Source organism: Pseudomonas saudiphocaensis (assembly GCF_000756775.1).
GTDB lineage: Bacteria > Pseudomonadota > Gammaproteobacteria > Pseudomonadales > Pseudomonadaceae > Stutzerimonas > Stutzerimonas saudiphocaensis.
Genome location: NZ_CCSF01000001.1, coordinates 2597185 through 2613522, shown reverse-complemented (window position 1 = coordinate 2613522; position 16338 = coordinate 2597185). Strand labels below are relative to the sequence as shown.

14 protein-coding genes are annotated in these 16338 nt (G+C 60.4%); 6 read left to right on the top strand and 8 right to left on the bottom strand.

Annotation, left to right across the window (positions count from 1 at the left end; genetic code table 11):
• Positions 1 to 88 precede the first annotated feature (88 nt).
• Positions 89 to 2452 carry an FdhF/YdeP family oxidoreductase gene (locus BN1079_RS11995; protein ID WP_037024659.1) on the bottom strand — a complete coding sequence of 788 codons (2364 nt, stop codon included), beginning with the start codon at positions 2450 to 2452 and terminating at the stop codon, positions 89 to 91.
• 89 nt (positions 2453 to 2541) lie between these two features.
• Positions 2542 to 3003 carry a tRNA (uridine(34)/cytosine(34)/5-carboxymethylaminomethyluridine(34)-2'-O)-methyltransferase TrmL gene (gene trmL / locus BN1079_RS11990; protein WP_037024658.1) on the bottom strand — a complete coding sequence of 154 codons (462 nt, stop codon included), beginning with the start codon at positions 3001 to 3003 and terminating at the stop codon, positions 2542 to 2544.
• Between trmL and BN1079_RS11985 the strand changes: the two genes are divergently transcribed.
• Complete coding sequence (locus BN1079_RS11985) at positions 3002 to 3457, top strand: hypothetical protein (RefSeq protein WP_037024657.1); 456 nt, start codon at positions 3002 to 3004, stop codon at positions 3455 to 3457. The genes trmL and BN1079_RS11985 overlap by 2 nt on opposite strands.
• Positions 3458 to 3690: 233 nt before the next feature.
• Here the strand turns inward: BN1079_RS11985 and ntrC are convergent, their stop codons facing one another.
• From ntrC to glnA, 5 genes are all read right to left on the bottom strand, one after another.
• A complete protein-coding gene (ntrC, locus tag BN1079_RS11980; protein ID WP_037024656.1) occupies positions 3691 to 5118 on the bottom strand; it encodes a nitrogen regulation protein NR(I) in 1428 nt (475 codons plus the stop codon).
• A gap of 2 nt (positions 5119 to 5120) precedes the next feature.
• Positions 5121 to 6197: a nitrogen regulation protein NR(II) gene (glnL, locus tag BN1079_RS11975; protein ID WP_037024655.1), complete on the bottom strand. Its 1077-nt coding sequence runs from the start codon at positions 6195 to 6197 to the stop codon at positions 5121 to 5123.
• 158 nt (positions 6198 to 6355) lie between these two features.
• Positions 6356 to 6979: a DUF4124 domain-containing protein gene (locus BN1079_RS11970; RefSeq protein ID WP_037024654.1), complete on the bottom strand. Its 624-nt coding sequence runs from the start codon at positions 6977 to 6979 to the stop codon at positions 6356 to 6358.
• Positions 6976 to 7500, bottom strand: coding sequence for a DUF4124 domain-containing protein (locus BN1079_RS11965; protein WP_037024653.1), 525 nt, complete (start codon positions 7498 to 7500; stop codon positions 6976 to 6978). The genes BN1079_RS11970 and BN1079_RS11965 overlap by 4 nt, the downstream gene beginning before the upstream one ends.
• 717 nt (positions 7501 to 8217) lie before the next feature.
• The gene (glnA, locus tag BN1079_RS11960; protein WP_037026887.1) at positions 8218 to 9624 is read right to left on the bottom strand and encodes a glutamate--ammonia ligase; all 1407 of its coding nucleotides are present in this window, start codon (positions 9622 to 9624) and stop codon (positions 8218 to 8220) included.
• Positions 9625 to 9987: 363 nt separating this feature from the next.
• Here glnA and thiI point away from each other — a divergent pair, with 363 nt between their 5' ends.
• Together thiI and typA are read left to right on the top strand one after the other, a co-directional pair.
• A complete protein-coding gene (thiI, locus tag BN1079_RS11955; RefSeq protein ID WP_037026885.1) occupies positions 9988 to 11472 on the top strand; it encodes a tRNA uracil 4-sulfurtransferase ThiI in 1485 nt (494 codons plus the stop codon).
• 119 nt (positions 11473 to 11591) lie between these two features.
• Positions 11592 to 13403, top strand: coding sequence for a translational GTPase TypA (gene typA / locus BN1079_RS11950; protein WP_037024652.1), 1812 nt, complete (start codon positions 11592 to 11594; stop codon positions 13401 to 13403).
• A 193-nt stretch (positions 13404 to 13596) separates the two neighbouring features.
• Here typA and BN1079_RS11945 read toward each other — a convergent pair whose 3' ends face one another.
• Positions 13597 to 14562 carry an integron integrase gene (locus tag BN1079_RS11945; RefSeq protein ID WP_037024651.1) on the bottom strand — a complete coding sequence of 322 codons (966 nt, stop codon included), beginning with the start codon at positions 14560 to 14562 and terminating at the stop codon, positions 13597 to 13599.
• 217 nt (positions 14563 to 14779) lie between these two features.
• On the opposite strand from BN1079_RS11945, the gene BN1079_RS17610 reads away from it, so the two are divergent.
• The 3 genes from BN1079_RS17610 (at position 14780) to BN1079_RS11935 (ending at position 16309) form a co-directional block, all read left to right on the top strand.
• The gene (locus tag BN1079_RS17610) at positions 14780 to 15139 is read left to right on the top strand and encodes a hypothetical protein (protein ID WP_139053059.1); all 360 of its coding nucleotides are present in this window, start codon (positions 14780 to 14782) and stop codon (positions 15137 to 15139) included.
• A 90-nt stretch (positions 15140 to 15229) separates the two neighbouring features.
• Complete coding sequence (locus BN1079_RS11940; RefSeq protein ID WP_037024650.1) at positions 15230 to 15646, top strand: hypothetical protein; 417 nt, start codon at positions 15230 to 15232, stop codon at positions 15644 to 15646.
• Between the two features lie 102 nt (positions 15647 to 15748).
• The gene (locus BN1079_RS11935; protein ID WP_037024649.1) at positions 15749 to 16309 is read left to right on the top strand and encodes a bromodomain-containing protein; all 561 of its coding nucleotides are present in this window, start codon (positions 15749 to 15751) and stop codon (positions 16307 to 16309) included.
• The last annotated feature ends 29 nt before the right edge of the window (positions 16310 to 16338 follow it).

The window sequence follows — 16338 nt, the reverse complement described above, 5'->3', positions numbered from 1 at the left end:
GATCGAGGCGGCAATACATGCCATCAGACGCAGGCACGATCCGTAGGGCCGAATTTATTCGGCCCCAGAGTGCGAGGCGGGGCAGGTATCAAGCCGTACCGGCACTGTTCGGCGGAGCCGGATCAACCGGCGCGGCTCGTGCGCTGGCCATGGCGATGACCTTGCGCAACCGCACCGGAATCGATTTCGCCGCCGGCACCTTGCTGCGTTTGGCGTGGTGCCAGACCGGCAGCAGCACGTTGCACTCGGGGTAGTAGCCGGCGCAGCAGCCTTCGGGAATGTCATAGGGCGTCACGCGCAGCGGGCCGACCGAGCGGTGCACGCCGTCGTCGACCTCGGTCACCGCTTCGATCTGATCACCCTCGACCAGGCCCAGGCGCACGATGTCGTTGCGGTTCATCAGGATCACCATGCGCGAGCCATGAATGCCGCGGAAGCGATCGTTGTAGCCGTACACGGTAGTGTTGAACTGGTCGTTGCTGCGTATCGTCATCAGCTGCAGCACATCGTGCTGTTCATGGCCGCCGCGCTCGGTGTCGGGGTCTGCCGCCAGCTCTGGCGGCGTGATGAAGTTGGCCTTGCCGGTGTCGGTGTCCCATTTGCGCTGGCTGGCGCCGAGCGGGCGATGGAAGCCGCCGGGCTCCATCATGCGCACGTTGAAATCATGGAAGATTTCCGGGTAACTCTCGGCGATGGCGTCGCGGACCAGATCGTAGTTGCCGACCCAGGCGTCCCAGTTGAGTAGCGGATTGGGTTGCAGCGTGGTCTTGGCCAGCCGCGCGACGATATCCGGCTCGGACAATAGCAACTCGCCCGCCGGCTCGGCCGCGCCACGCCAGGCACGGATGCAGCCGGTGCTGTCTTCGGTGGTGTGGCGCTGTTCACCGCTGGCCTGGTGGTCGATTTCGGTGCGGCCCAGGCACGGCAGGATATAGGACACCTCGCCGGTAATCAGGTGGTTGCGGTTGAGCTTGGTGGATACCTGCACGGAGAGCCGAAGTTTGCGCCAGGCCGGCTCGATCTGCGAAGTATCCGGCACCGCGCGGGTGAAGTTGCCACCCATGGCGATAAAGCCCCTGATGCGGCCGGCGATGATCCCCTCGCAGGCTTCCACTGTGTTCACGCCGTCCTCGCTGGGCGGCTCGAAACCGAACTGCCGGCGCAGATTATCCGCCGGCACCTTTTCGGCCTTCTCGGTGATGCCGACGGTGCGCTGGCCTTGCACGTTGGAGTGCCCGCGTACCGGAAGGATGCCCGCGCCTTCCTTGCCCATATTGCCGCGCAACAGCAACAGGTTGACCAGCATCTGAATCGCTTCCACGCCATGGCGGTGCTGGGTAATGCCCATGCCGTAGGCCACGATCACCCGCTGGCAGCGCGCATAGGCGGTGGCGGCCGCTTCCATGGCGGTTCGGCTGAGGCCCGAGCGGCGCTCCAAGACCGGCCAGCGATGGTTGCGTACCCACTGCGCGAAGGCCTCGAAACCCTGGGTGTGCTGGGCGATGAAGTCCAGGTCCAGCACCCGCGCCTGGCCGTTCTGCTGGGCGGCATCGTCCATCGCCAGCAGCGCCTTGCAGATGCCGGTAACGGCGGCAATGTCGCCGCCGATAGCCAGCTGGTGATACTGGGTGCTGATCACCGTGCTGTCTGGTGAGAGCATTTCGCGCGGCGATTGCGGGTCGACGAAGCGCTCCAGCCCGCGTTCGCGAATGGGGTTGAAGGTCACGATCTCGGCGCCGCGCTTGCGGGCATCCTGCAGCTCATGAAGCATGCGCGGGCTGCTGGTGCCGGTATTCTGGCCAAAGAAGAACAGCCCGTCGGTCCGCTCCATATCGTTCAGGGTGACGGTCGCCACCGGCACGCCAATGCTTTCCGGCAGCGCCACCGAGGAGCTTTCGTGGCACATGTTGGAGCTGTCCGGCAGATTGTTGGTGCCGTACATCCGCGCCAGCAGCGCATACATGTAGGCGGTCTCCAGCGAGGCGCGCCCGGACATGTAGAACACCACCTGATTCGGGTCAGACATGGCCTTGAGTTCGTCACCGATCTCGGCGAACGCCTGCTCCCATGTGACTTCCCGATACCGGTCGCTGGCGGCGTCGTAGCGCATTGGATGGGTCAGGCGGCCCTGATTTTCCAGGTCGAAGTCCGTCCAGTTGAGCAGCTCGGTGACGGTATGCGCGGCAAAGAACTCGGGGCCGCAGCGGCGCGTGGTGTTTTCCCAGGCAGTGGCCTTGGCGCCGTTCTCGCAGAACGACAGCGGCCGTGTCGGATGCGGTTTTGCCCAGGCGCAGCTGACGCAGGCGAAGCCGTCGATGGGCTTGTTCTGCTTGAGCAGCAGCGAGGCGCCGGATAGCGGAATCTTTTCGCGGATCAGGATGTTGGCGACCGAATAGGCCGAACCCCAGCCACCGGCGGGCGCGTGGTAGGGCTTGAAGGTTGGCTGGCTCACGTCGTTCTCCTGGGTGTTGCGGGAGTTCAAGTTACGACGTGGTGCGGCACGGAACGTTCAGCCCTGAAACGTGTGCGTATCTTTCCGGCTCAGTCCATGGCGAAGTCGAGCTGGCGCCAGGCTTCATAGACGGCCACGGCAACGGTATTGGAGAGGTTGAGGCTGCGGCAGTCGGGGCGCATCGGCAGGCGCAGGCGGCGATCCTCCGGCAGCGCGTCGCGAATCTCGGCGGGAAGGCCGCGGCTTTCCGGGCCGAAGAGGAAGGCATCGCCGCGCTCGAACTTCACTTCATGAAAAGGCTGTGAGCCCTTGGTGGTAAAGCCGAACAGGCGCGGATGGCCGAGGCTGGCCAGGCAGCTGTCCAGGTCGGCATGGCGCTGGAGCGGTGCGTATTCGTGGTAGTCCAGGCCGGCGCGGCGCAGGCGCTTGTCATCCAGCTCGAAGCCCAGTGGTTCGATCAGGTGCAGACCGCAGCCGGCATTGGCGCAGAGCCTGATAATGTTGCCGGTATTGGGCGGGATTTCCGGCTGAAAAAGGATCACTTGGAACATGGCGGGCACTGAGTCGGATAACGGCGAGCATTCTACTGCGCCAGGCGACCCTGCGGCGGACGATCCGCTATCGCGCATGCGCTGGCGCTTTTTCGGCTCGCTGGTGCTGATCGGCCTGCTGGTGGGAATGATGATCGGGCGGCTGACGACGCCGGAACCGGCGCGGTTGATCGATGTGCAGGCCGTAGAGGATGGGCTGGTGCTGCGCTTCAATCAACAGACGGCCTATCGCGAGGAGCTTATCGACGGCGCCTACGCTTTGCTGCTGCAGGCTCGTGGAAGCGAGGGAGCCGGGCAGCTGCGCTTCAACGGCGAGAATATTCGCTGGCGCGTGCAGCCTGCCGAGCATGGCCTGACGCTGCATCTGGTCGCGTTGAGAGCGCTACGGGTGCAGGCAACTGAGCTAGAAGTGGGCGGAGACTGGCTTTTGGAGCTGCGACCGGCAGTGGACTAACGATTTGGTGGGAGCGGGCCATGCCCGCGAAGGTTACGTGCGAGTGGTGCCCCGTTCGCAGGCATGGCCTGCTCCTACAGGGTGAGTGCAACACTCTGCTTTTTCGGTGGGCGGGCCATGCCCGCGAAAGGTTACGTGCGAGTGGTGCCCCGTTCGCAGGTATGGCCTGCTCCTACCAGGCTATGCGTTTTTATCGTCCCACCGAGCGAAACACCACATTCCGCTTCTCCAGCTTATTCCTCATCCTCTTCTTCGCCCGCATCGCCCATGCCCAGCTCCTTGATCTTGCGGGTCAGGGTATTGCGGCCCCAGCCCAGCAGCTGGGCGGCGTCGCGACGGCGGCCGGCGGTGTGCTTGAGCGCGGTTTCGATCATGATCCGCTCGAAGGTCGGCACTGCTTCATCAAGCAGGCCGGTCTGGCCGAGGGTCAGAGCATGATCGGCCCAATGGCGCAGCGCCTGTTCCCAGTTGTGCAGCGGCGGGGCGTCGCCGGGCTGGCTGAGAAGCTCCGGCGGCAGGTCATCGATATGCACCTCGCGCCCGGAGGCCATCACCGTGATCCAGCGGCAGGTGTTTTCCAGTTGGCGAACGTTGCCCGGCCACGCCAGGTTCTGCAGGTACTGCGCGGTTTCCGGGCGCAGCAGCTTGGTTTCCACTGCCAGTTCTTGGGCGGCGCTGGCCAGAAAGTGTTCGGCCAGGGCCGGAATATCCTGACGCCGGTCGGCCAGACGTGGAATATGGATGCGAATGACGTTCAGCCGGTGAAACAGGTCTTCGCGAAACTTGCCGGCCTGGACCAGGCCTTCCAGATCCTGGTGGGTGGCAGCGATGATGCGCACGTCCACCTTGACCGGCGTATGGCCGCCGACCCGGTAGAACTCGCCATCGGCCAGCACGCGCAGTAAGCGGGTTTGTGTATCGGCCGGCATATCGCCGATCTCGTCGAGAAACAGGGTGCCGCCATCGGCCTGTTCGAAGCGCCCGCGGCGCTGGTTGGCCGCGCCGGTAAACGCGCCTTTCTCGTGGCCGAACAGCTCGGACTCCATCAGATCCTTGGGAATCGCCGCCATGTTCAGCGCGATGAACGGCGACTGGGCTCTGGGACTGTGGCGGTGCAGGGCGTGAGCGACCAGCTCCTTGCCGGTGCCGGATTCACCATTGATCAGCACCGTGATGTTGGAGTGGCTGAGGCGACCGATGGCGCGGAACACCTCCTGCATCGCCGGCGCTTCGCCGATGATTTCCGGGGTGTGATGGCGGCTGGCAGGCTCCTGCTGGCTCTGCTGTTCGCGGGTGTGCAGCTGGGCGCGCTTGACCAGCGCCACCGCATCATCGACGTCGAACGGCTTGGGCAGGTACTCGAAGGCACCGCCCTGATAGGAGGCAACCGCGCTGTCGAGGTCCGAGTGCGCGGTCATGATGATCACCGGAAGGCGCGGGTACTGGGCGCGAATCTGCGCCAGCATCTCCAGGCCGCTGGCACCGGGCATGCGGATGTCGGAAATGATCACGTCCGGCTGCTGGCGGGCCAGGCGGGCGAGGACGCCGTCGGCGCTATCGAAGCTCTGGGTAGCCATGCCTTCCTGTTGCAGGGCCTTTTCCAGCACCCAGCGGATGGAGCGGTCGTCATCGACGATCCAGATATTTTCGCTTTGGCTCATGCTCAAGAGGCTCCTTGTTCCAGCGGCAGGAAGAGTGAGAACGCGGTATGGCCAGGATGGCTCTCGCATTCGATCAGGCCCTGATGCTGGCTGACGATGTTCTGGGTGATGGCCAGGCCCAGGCCGGTGCCGTCCGGGCGGCCGCTGACCATGGGGTAGAAGAGGGTGTTCTGCAGTTCGGCGGGGATGCCGGGGCCGTTGTCGATGATCTCGATGCGTGCCACCAGTCGATGGCGCACATGGCCGATGGTGAACTGGCGCAGGGTGCGGGTGCGCAGGGTCAGGCGGGCAAGGCCCAGTTCGCTTTGCGCAGTAAGCGCCTGCATGGCGTTGCGCATGATGTTGAGCACGGCCTGGATCATCTGCTCGCGGTCCATCAGCAGCTCCGGGATGCTCGGGTCGTAGTCGCGCACCAGGGTCAGATTGCCCTGGCTCTCGGCTTCGATCAGGCTCGCGACGTGCTCAAGCACTTCATGGATGTTGGTCTTGGTCAGCGACGGCAGCTTGTTGGAGCCGAGCATGCGGTCCACCAGATTTCGCAACCGGTCGGCTTCCTCGATGATCACTGCGGTGTAGTCGGCGAGGTGCTCGCCGGGCAGCTCGCGGGCCAGCAGCTGTGCCGCGCCGCGAATACCGCCCAATGGGTTCTTGATCTCGTGAGCCAGGCCACGCACCAGCATGCGGGTGGTTTCCTGCGTGGATAGCTGTGCTTCTTCCTTGCTGATGCGAAGCAGACGGTCGCGGGGCAGCACTTCCAGCAGCAGCCAGGTCTGCTGGCGGTTGAGAATCGGTGTGACCGCGTAATCGACTGTCAGTGACTGGCCGCTGGCTGAAGTGAGCGTCGCTTCACGCTTGGTAAAAGGATGCGCCTCGGCCACTGCCTGGCGCAGCGCGGACAGCGCTTCGGCCGATTCGGTAAACAGCTCGCTAATGAACTGGCCATGGCTGCGCTGGCCGCTGACGGCAAGCAGCATCTCCGCCGCCGGGTTCATGTATTCGAGGTGCAGGCGCGAATCCAGCAACAGGGTTGCGGTGGTCAGGTTCTCGATCAGCAGGCGTTGCAGGGCTTCGTTGATCATGGCGGTCTGCATCCGGTATGGAATGCGGCAAATGCAAGAAGCAAACCAAGTGTCTGTTTCCTTGGAGAAAAGCGAATTGCACCGAGTTGGCACGATCGGCGGAGGAAGGCGCCCTCACCAATAGGAATGTTCGTGCACCACTTAGGTGCATAGCATGCTCACAGAAAGGGCGCGAAAGGAATGTTTTTCTTCTCGACAGGCTTGTCCTTCAGCGGACATTCGGGGCGTACGCCGTAATCAGCCTTCTGGCACGGCCTCACCATGCGCCGCTGGGCCAGCGAGGTGCGCATCATGTGAAAGGTCTGGGGTGCACTGTGCAGCAGCGTTTTTCCCTGGTTGTCGATGATTTCCACCGTCAGCTGGTGAGTGCCGCGGTCCACATATTCCAAGGCCAGGGTCGCGGCATCGCTGGTGGCGATCGGGTTGCCGTCCAGCAGCAGCCGATATTGATGGCCGGGTTGCAGGGCCGGCTCACTGCTCAGGATGACAACGAGCGAGCCGGCATTGTCGCGGATGGTGGCGTCCGCTTCCGGCTGGAGGATGTTCAGCTGTCGGTAATAAGCAGCGGGCTCGGTATCGGCTTGGCGCCTGGAAGGTGTCGGCGTGGCAACGGGCATGGCCGGCATGCTGTTGATGGGCTTGGACTGAACCTGTTCGGCGGCACGACCGGCGGGGCGGTCGGTAAAGACGCGGTTGCCCTGGTCGTCGATATAGGAATAGATCTGGCCTGCTGCCGGGAGAGCCAGCATCAGCAGCAGGCCGAGCAGAGCGGTACGGGTCATCGGCGCGCCGGGCTGGAGACGTGCACGCGCTGCACGGTGAAGGTTTGCATGGCGCGCTGCAGCACACGTTCGCCGGACAGCACCTCGATTTCCAGGCGATGGGTGCCGCGATCGACGTTGTTCAGTTGCAACGAGGTGCTGGGACTGGCCGGGGCCTGTGGAATGCCATCAAGCAGGAAGCGCACCTGGTGGCCCTGTTGCAGGGGCGGGTCCAGCAGGGCAGTGACGGTAAAGGTGCCGTTGTTGGCGCGCAGGGCCTCGTCGTCAGGAATGCCGCCAATGCTCAGGCTTCGGTAAGGCTGGCGCTGTTCGTCCTGGCGATCGTCGGCCAGGGGTGGCGGCATGTCGGGGGTTTTGATGTTCACGGTATTGGCTGGCGGCAGCTTCACTTCATCGGCCACCACGCCGTCGGGCAGCTGGTTGGTGAATACCGTGTTGCCCTTGTCGTCGGTGTATTTGTAGATCTCGGCCGTGGCGCTGGTGGCGAGGATCATGAGCAGGCTGATCAATGCAGTGCGCATGGGAAGCTCCGCGTGGGAAGAAGGCTGAAGCCTTGCACCGCTTTGGCCGACAGGCAAGTTCGTTCGGCAGGATTTGCGAGCGGCGACAAGCTGCGGTGGCCAAGTAAGGTCCGTGGGCCTGCGGCCTGCATTCGCCGCAGCCCGCTGCACGCGCTTTTGGTGGGAGCGGGCCATGCCCGCGAAAGTACCACCCAGCCGAGGTAGCGGCCTCTATTCGAGCGCTACGGCTGCTTTGATTGAGGTCGCCCCGAAGGTTTTCATGGGGCGTAGGCTCTGGTTCGCAGGCATGGCCTGCTCCTACAGGGGTGAGTGCAACACTTTGCTTTTCAGTGGGAGCGGGCCATGCCCGCGAAATGCTACCCCGCTGAGGCTGCGGCCTCTATTCGAGCGCTACGGCTGCTTGGATTGAAGGCGCCCTGAAGGTTTTCATGGGGCGTAGGCTCTGGTTCGCAGGCATGGCCTGCTCCTACAGGGGTGAGTGCAACACTTTGCTTTTTCAGTGGGAGCGGGCCATGCCCGCGAAAGGCTACCCCGCGGAGGCTGCGGCTGTTATTCGAGCGCTACGGCTGCTTGGATTGAAGGCGCCCTGGTTTTCATGGGGGTAGGCTCTGGTTCGCAGGCATGGCCTGCTCCTACGGGGTGAGTGCGCCACTCCTGAAACCTGCCCAGAAACAACAAGGCCTCCCGAAGGAGGCCTTGTGTGATCAGGCAGCTAGATCAAACGCTGTAGTACAGCTCATATTCCAGCGGATGCACAAAGGTGCGCACCTTGATCTCTTCCTCGCGCTTGAGCTCCAGGAAGGCGTCGATGAAATCATCGCTGAATACGCCGCCCTTGGTCAGGAACGCGCGGCCTTCGTCCAGTGCTTCCAGTGCTTCCTTGAGGCTGCCGCAAACCTGCGGGATCAGCTTGCCTTCTTCCGGCGGCAGATCGTAGAGGTTCTTGTCGGCGGCATCGCCGGGGTGAATCTTGTTCTGGATGCCGTCGATACCGGCCATCAGCAGTGCAGCGAAGCACAGGTAGGGGTTGGCGGCCGGGTCCGGGAAGCGTGCTTCGATACGGCGGGCTTTCGGGCTCGACACGTAAGGAATGCGGATGGAGGCGGAGCGGTTGCGTGCCGAGTAGGCCAGCATCACAGGCGCTTCGAAGCCCGGGACCAGACGCTTGTAGGAGTTGGTCGACGGGTTGGTGAAGCCGTTCAGTGCCTTGCCGTGCTTGATGATGCCGCCGATGAAGTACAGGGCGGTTTCCGACAGGCCGGCATAGCCTTCGCCTGCGAAGGTGTTCTTGCCATCCTTGGAGATGGACATGTGCACGTGCATGCCGCTGCCGTTGTCGCCATACAGAGGCTTGGGCATGAAAGTCGCGGTCTTGCCATAGGCGTCGGCGACGTTGTGCACGCAGTACTTGAGGGTCTGAACTTCGTCAGCCTTTTTCACCAGGGTGTTGAACTTGACGCCGATTTCGTTCTGGCCGGCAGTTGCCACTTCGTGGTGGTGGACTTCAACAACCAGGCCCATTTCTTCCATGGCGTTGCACATGGCAGTACGGATTTCATGGTCGTGGTCGCACGGCGGAACCGGGAAATAGCCACCCTTGACAGCCGGGCGATGGCCCTTGTTGCCGCCTTCGACGTCGCCGTCGGTCATCCAGGAACCCTGCTCGGAGTAGATCTTGAACATCGAGCCGGAGATGTCGGACTTGAACTTCACCTGATCGAAGATGAAGAACTCAGGCTCCGGACCGACAAACACGGTGTCGCCGATGCCGGTGGACTTGAGGAATTCCTCGGCACGCTTGGCGATGGAGCGCGGGTCGCGGTCGTAGCCTTGCATGGTGCTCGGCTCGACGATATCGCAGACCAGAATCAGCGTCGGCTCCTCGGTGAACGGATCAAGCACGGCGGTTTCGTCGACCGGCATCAGGATCATGTCGGAGGCTTCAATCCCCTTCCAGCCCTGGATGGAAGAACCGTCGAACATCTTGCCGTGTTCGAAGAAGTCCTCATCCTCGGCGTCGCGTGCCGGAATGGTGACGTGATGCTGTTTGCCTTTGGTGTCTGTGAAGCGCAGATCAATCCACTTCACATCGTAATCTTTGATCAGTTGAAGCGACTTCGACATGGTGTTCTCCAAATAGTGGAAGCGCTGACAGGGGATGCTTCCGAAGCAGGGTGAAGCCGGGCGGCGATGTTCCGCCAAGGCGACCTGCCTCACAAGAGAGCAATTTGCGTGCCATCGCTCTTTTGCGGGCAGGGGAACCTTAGTCGGGGCGCTTTTCCGGGGCGCGACTTTTCGTATGACCGTCAAAGTCGATTTAATGCACCATAATAGTGCGCCGCTTCGGATTTTCGAGCGATTTAGGGGCAATTGACCGGTCGGCACGCTTTCCATGGCACAAGAGCAGAAAACTGCCTGAAAGTTGATCAGTTCCGGTATACTCCGCCCCCCTCTTTTTTTGCCATGCCGGCGCGTGTGCGCTTTCAAATGAAGCTGATCGTCAAGGTTTTCCCCGAAATCACCATCAAGAGCCCACCGGTGCGCAAGGGCTTCATTCGCCAGTTGGCGAAGAACATCCGCACCGTGTTGCGCGAGCTCGATCCCGACCTGCGGGTGGCCGGGGTGTGGGACAACATCGAGGTGGAAACCGATATCAGCGACGTGAAGGTGCTGCGCGAGATGATCGAGCGCCTGCGCTGCACGCCCGGTATCGGGCATTGTCTGGAAGTTCACGAATATCCGTTGGGCGATCTGGACGACATCTTCGAGAAGTGCAAGGCGCACTTTGCCGACCGCCTGCCCGGGAAGATCTTCGCAGTGCGCTGCAAGCGTGCAGGCAAGCATTCGTTCAGCTCGATGGACGTCGAACGCCTTGTCGGCAGCCGTTTGCGTGCGGAATGTGGTGCGGCGGGAATCTCCTTGAAAGCGCCCGAAATCGAAGTGCGCATGGAAATCCGCGACCAGCGCCTGTTCGTGGTGCATGCCCAGCATGACGGCATCGGCGGCTATCCGCTGGGTGCGCTGGAGCAGACCCTGGTGCTGATGTCGGGCGGGTTCGACTCCACCGTCGCCGCTTACCAGATGATGCGCCGCGGGCTGATGACGCATTTCTGCTTCTTCAACCTCGGCGGCCGCGCCCACGAGCTGGGCGTGATGGAAGTCGCCCATTATCTGTGGAAGAAATACGGCAGCTCCCATCGCGTGCTGTTTATCAGCGTGCCGTTCGAGGAAGTGGTTGGTGAGATCCTCGAAAAGGTCGACAACAGCCAGATGGGCGTAGTGCTCAAGCGCATGATGCTGCGCGCCTCCACGCAGATCGCCGAGCGCCTGCATATCGATGCGCTGGTCACCGGCGAGGCGATTTCGCAGGTTTCCAGCCAGACGCTGCCCAACCTCTCGGTGATCGACTCGGCCACCGACATGCTGGTGCTGCGCCCGCTGATCGCTGCGCACAAGCAGGACATCATCAATACCGCGTTCGAGATCGGCACGGCCGAGTTCGCCAAGAACATGCCCGAGTATTGCGGCGTGATCTCCAAGAACCCGACCACCAAGGCCAAGCGCTACCGCATCGAACACGAAGAAAAGCAGTTCGACATGAGCGTGCTGGAGCGCGCCCTGGAAAATGCCCGCCAGGTGCCCATCGATCAGGTGATCGACGAGCTGGGCGAGGATGTCCAGGTTGAACATGTGGCCGAGCCGACTGCCGGCCAGGTCATTCTCGACATTCGTCACCCGGACGAGGTCGAGGACGAACCCCTGCAACTAAGCGGCATCGAAGTGCAAACAATGCCTTTCTATGCCATCAACAATCGCTTCAAGGAACTGGATGTAAATCGCCAGTACCTGCTGTACTGCGATAAAGGTGTCATGAGCCGCCTGCATGCTCATCACCTGCTCTGTGAAGGGCATCAGAACGTACGGGTCTATCGACCTGCCAGGCTGAAGCCCGAAGCTGGAAGTTCGAAGTGAAGAGCCTCGGTCCTACCAGCCGCTTCGTCATCAGGCGCAAGCACCCCCCTGATCCGGCGGTGTGTGCTGCCTAGTTCTTCCAGCCGCCAGGCTTCCAGCTTCTTATCAGGTATCAAATAGTGATCGAAAATCTTCGCAACATCGCCATCATCGCCCACGTCGACCATGGCAAGACCACCCTCGTCGACAAACTCCTGCGCCTGTCCGGCACCCTGGACCGCAAGGAGCTCGAGAACGAGCGCGTGATGGACAGCAACGACCAGGAAAAGGAACGCGGCATCACCATCCTGGCCAAGAACACCGCGTTGAAGTGGAAAGACTACAACATCAACATCGTCGACACCCCCGGCCACGCCGACTTCGGCGGTGAGGTCGAGCGCGTGATGTCGATGGTTGACTGCGTACTGCTGGTAGTCGACTCCATCGACGGCCCGATGCCGCAGACCCGCTTCGTCACCCAGAAGGCCTTCCAGGCCGGCCTCAACCCCATCGTTGTGGTCAACAAGATCGACCGTCCGGGCGCGCGTCCTGACTGGGTTGTGGACCAGATCTTCGACCTGTTCGACAACCTCGGCGCCACCGACAAGCAGCTGGACTTCCCCATCGTCTACGCCAGCGCCCTGAACGGCCTGTCCGGTCTCGATCACGAGAACCTGCAAGACAACATGGACGCCCTGTTCCAGGCCATCGTTGATCACGTGCCGGCTCCGGACGTCGACGTTGACGGCCCGTTCCAGATGCAGATCTCCCAGCTGGACTACAACAGCTTCCTCGGCGTGATCGGCGTTGGCCGCATCAAGCGCGGCAAGATCAAGACCAACACCCCGGTCGTTGCCATCGGTGCCGACGGCAAGAAGCGCCAGGGCCGGATCCTGAAGATCATGGGCCACTCCGGCCTGCAGCGCGTGGAAGTGCCGGAAGCCGAAGCGGGCGATATCGTCTGCGTCAGCGGCATGGACGAGCTGTTCATCTCCGACACCCTGTGCGACATGAATCACGTCGAGGCGCTGCCGCCGCTGACCGTGGACGAGCCCACCGTGTCCATGACCTTCCAGGTCAACGACTCGCCGTTCGCCGGCAAGGAAGGCAAGTTCGTCACCAGCCGCAACATCAAGGAGCGCCTGGAGAAGGAGCTGCTGCACAACGTTGCCCTGCGCGTCGAGGAAGGTGATTCTGCAGACAAGTTCAAGGTCTCCGGCCGTGGCGAGCTGCACCTCTCGGTACTGATCGAAACCATGCGCCGTGAAGGCTTCGAGCTGGCCATCGGCCGTCCCGAAGTGGTGATCCGCGATATCGACGGCGAGAAGCAGGAACCCTACGAGAACGTCATCATCGACATCGAGGAGCAGCATCAGGGCGCCCTGATGGAGCAGATGGGCCTGCGCAAGGGCGATCTGACCAACATGTCGCCGGACGGCAAGGGCCGTATCCGCCTGGAATACACCATTCCGGCACGCGGCCTGATCGGCTTCCGCAACAACTTCCTGACCATGACCTCGGGTACCGGCATCCTCGCCTCCACCTTCAGCCACTACGGCCCGATCAAGGGCGGTGACGTTGCCCATCGCCAGAACGGCGTACTGGTCTCCATGGCTACCGGCAAGGCGCTGACCTACTCGCTGGAAACCCTGCAGAGCCGCGGCAAGCTGTTCCTCGAGCCCGGCCAGGAAATCTACGAAGGCCAGCTGGCCGGCATCCACAGCCGCGACAACGACCTGACGATCAACCCCACCAAGGGCAAGAAGCTCGACAACATGCGCGCCTCCGGCAAGGATGAAGTCATCGCCCTGGTCCCGCCGATCAAGTTCACCCTTGAACAGGCCCTGGAATTTATCGACGACGACGAACTGGTTGAAGTGACGCCGAAGTCGATCCGCCTGCGCAAAAAGATTCTCGACGAGAACCAGCGCAAGCGCGCCGCCAAGAACTGATAGCTGCTGAGCCAAAACTAAGGCGCCTTCGGGCGCCTTTGTTGTTTCAATCCACTGGATCGAGCATGCGCTCTTGAATCGCGATGTCTGACCGGACTACGCTCCCAGCCAGCATGGATGGCATTTCGCTATCCTCCCGGCAGGGAACGACGCCATTCATCCCCATACGCCCTACCAACGTTCGCCCCACTACTTACCCCAGCGGGCTGCGCACGCCCGCAAACGCCTGGCCCAGCACATGGGTATAGATCTGCGTGGTGCGCACGTCGGCATGTCCGAGCAACGTCTGCACCGTCCGGATATCGCTGCCCCGGCGCAGCAGCTCGGTGGCAAAAGTATGCCGAAAGGTGTGAGAACTCGCCGGCTTGCCCAACCCACACGCCTGCACCGCCTGCTTGACGGCACGTTGAATGGACGTGACATGCACGTGATGGCGGACCGGATCGCCGTCCGCGTCCAGGCATACCCCAGCAGACGGAAACAGCCATTGCCATTGCAGCGAACCGGAGGCGCTGGGGTATTTGCGCTTGAGCGCGAAGGGCACTGTCACCGGCACTTGGTAGAACGGCTCCCGCACCTGCAAACGCCCGCGAATCAGCGCAATGCGCTCCGTCAACGGCGCGATCAGGCTGGCCGGCAGCAGGGTAGTGCGATCCTTGCCGCCCTTGCCGTCACGCACGATGATGAGCTGCTTGTCGAAATCGATGTCCTTCACCCGCAACCGCGAGGCCTCCACCACCCGCAAGCCAGCGCCATACATCAGCGACGCCAGCAGATCGTAGGGTGCAGCAAGCTGCCCGATGATCGCCATCGCCTCCTGATGCGAAAGCACCACCGGCAAGCGCGGCGGACGCTTGGCCCGGATCGTCTTGCCAATATCGCCCAAGGGTCGCTCAAGTACACGGGCGTAGAGAAACACGATGGCATTCAATGCCAGATTTTGTGTGGCCGCCGCCACCTGGCGCTCGCTGGCGAGCCAGCTCAGAAACTGATTGACCTCGAAAGGCCCCAGCTCCAGTGGATGACGCATTTGGTGAAACCGCAGGTAAAAGCGTATCCAGTACCAGTAACTTTTCTCGGTGCGGATGCTGTAGTGATGTGCACGCATCAAGGCGTGAAACTGCTCTTGCAGGCGCGGCTTGGGTGGTTGGCTGTTCATGTGATTCCCTTCACTGGTTTTTTGCACAGTGGTAATAGGCTCGCAAAAGATATCTGTCAAGCGAATACAGCCGAAGGCACCAGCACTCAGCCAATGTCTTGTTTTACAAGGGGATCTATTTCCAAGGCTACTCCAGATTTCCGGAGTTATATCGAACGCGACCGTTATGTATTAACGCAGCATGCGGTCTAATCACTGTTAGCCATCAGGAGAATTTATGGGCATCAGAGACCAGCGGATTGAAATTGGATTTAGCATGAAGGCAATTGTGCGTTGCGTATATGACATAAGGAGTAATGAAATATATAAATTTCAAACTGGTTTTGTGCAACATGATAATAATGAAGTTCCTGTATGGCGTCCTTATGATCCAAATGATCTCTCCCTTGATGCTCCTTGGAGGAATGGAAAATGGGAAAACATCTATATTCTTAGAATGAATCAAAAAAAAGGAAGTAAATACGTTGAATATGAGACCGTAGAGCATGAATTCGAGGGCGCAGTTATACAACTGCCTAAGGCATCTAGTGAGCTAATGCATGCATTCAAAACACACATTAAAAAAGTAAATGGCTAACAAGCCGCACCATTACGCCGCCGCAAGCGTCGGCGGGACGCTCGTAAACTCGCGCCCATGTGCGGGGCGTTATGCATTAAGGGGGAGTCAGTGCTCGAACCAGTAGTTCAGGAGGAAGCCACGGGATGCGGAATCGCGTCGGTTGCCAACATTCTGGGCAAGACGTACTCGGAGATGAAGGCCGTAGCCAATGCTATGGGCATCCATGCTTCGGACAAATCGCTGTGGTCAGATACACAGTATGTCCGGCGTATGTTGTCGAGCGCAGGTGTCAAAACTTCCGCTGATGAAACCCCATTTGAATCTTGGGAGGCATTGCCCAATCTGGCGTTGTTGTCTATCAAGCACCATCAGGAAGAAGGCAAGGACTTCTGGCACTGGGTTGTATTCAAGCGCGTGGGAGGTCAACCATTTGTGCTGGATTCGGCTAGTTACCTGCCATCCAATATCCGTCAGGATTTCGATGCCATGCAGCCCAAGTGGTTCATCAAGGTCGAAAATGCATAACCAGGCGCTGTTGTCGCCGCTATCGCGGCTGGGACGGCTTACGCTTCGCTCCAGCCGCCCCAAAGCTTATCGTTATGTACTCATCTGGCACTGGAGCAGCCTTTGAAAATCTATTACGTCGACGCTGAAAACATCGGCCTCAGCATGCTGGACGAACTAACGATTTCCATCCTCGATAGAGTTTTCGTTTTCACAAATTCAGAAAGCCTAAAATCTGCATGCAGCAACGCCTTATTAACCTGCGTAAGTGGCTATCCGCCGGGGCAAAATCAAGCAGATTTCTACATAATCGCTCATCTATCTAACGTCTTATCTCATCTCTCAAAGGCTGAGAAAAAAGCAATAGAATTCAACCTTTGCTCCAGAGACCAAAACCTTTGGAAGGCTTTTGAATTTCAATGCTCACTTGCAGGCGTAAAATCTAGCGCACCACATATCGCTATAGAAACTGAGAGCAACAATGTTGTGGTCGCAATTGACACATCCATTGAGGCAAAAATTCTCAAGCTAATGTCTCAACCAATTACATCAATTGAGATACAACATAAACTCAAGATTCCGCAGTCCGAATTCACCACTTCTTTCAATCAGCTTATAAAATCTGGCAAGATCAAGCGCCAGGAAAACTCAAAAAAGCATTGGCTACGAGTTAAGAGCACATAACAACTGGTTCAAACCGTTCGCTTCGCTCA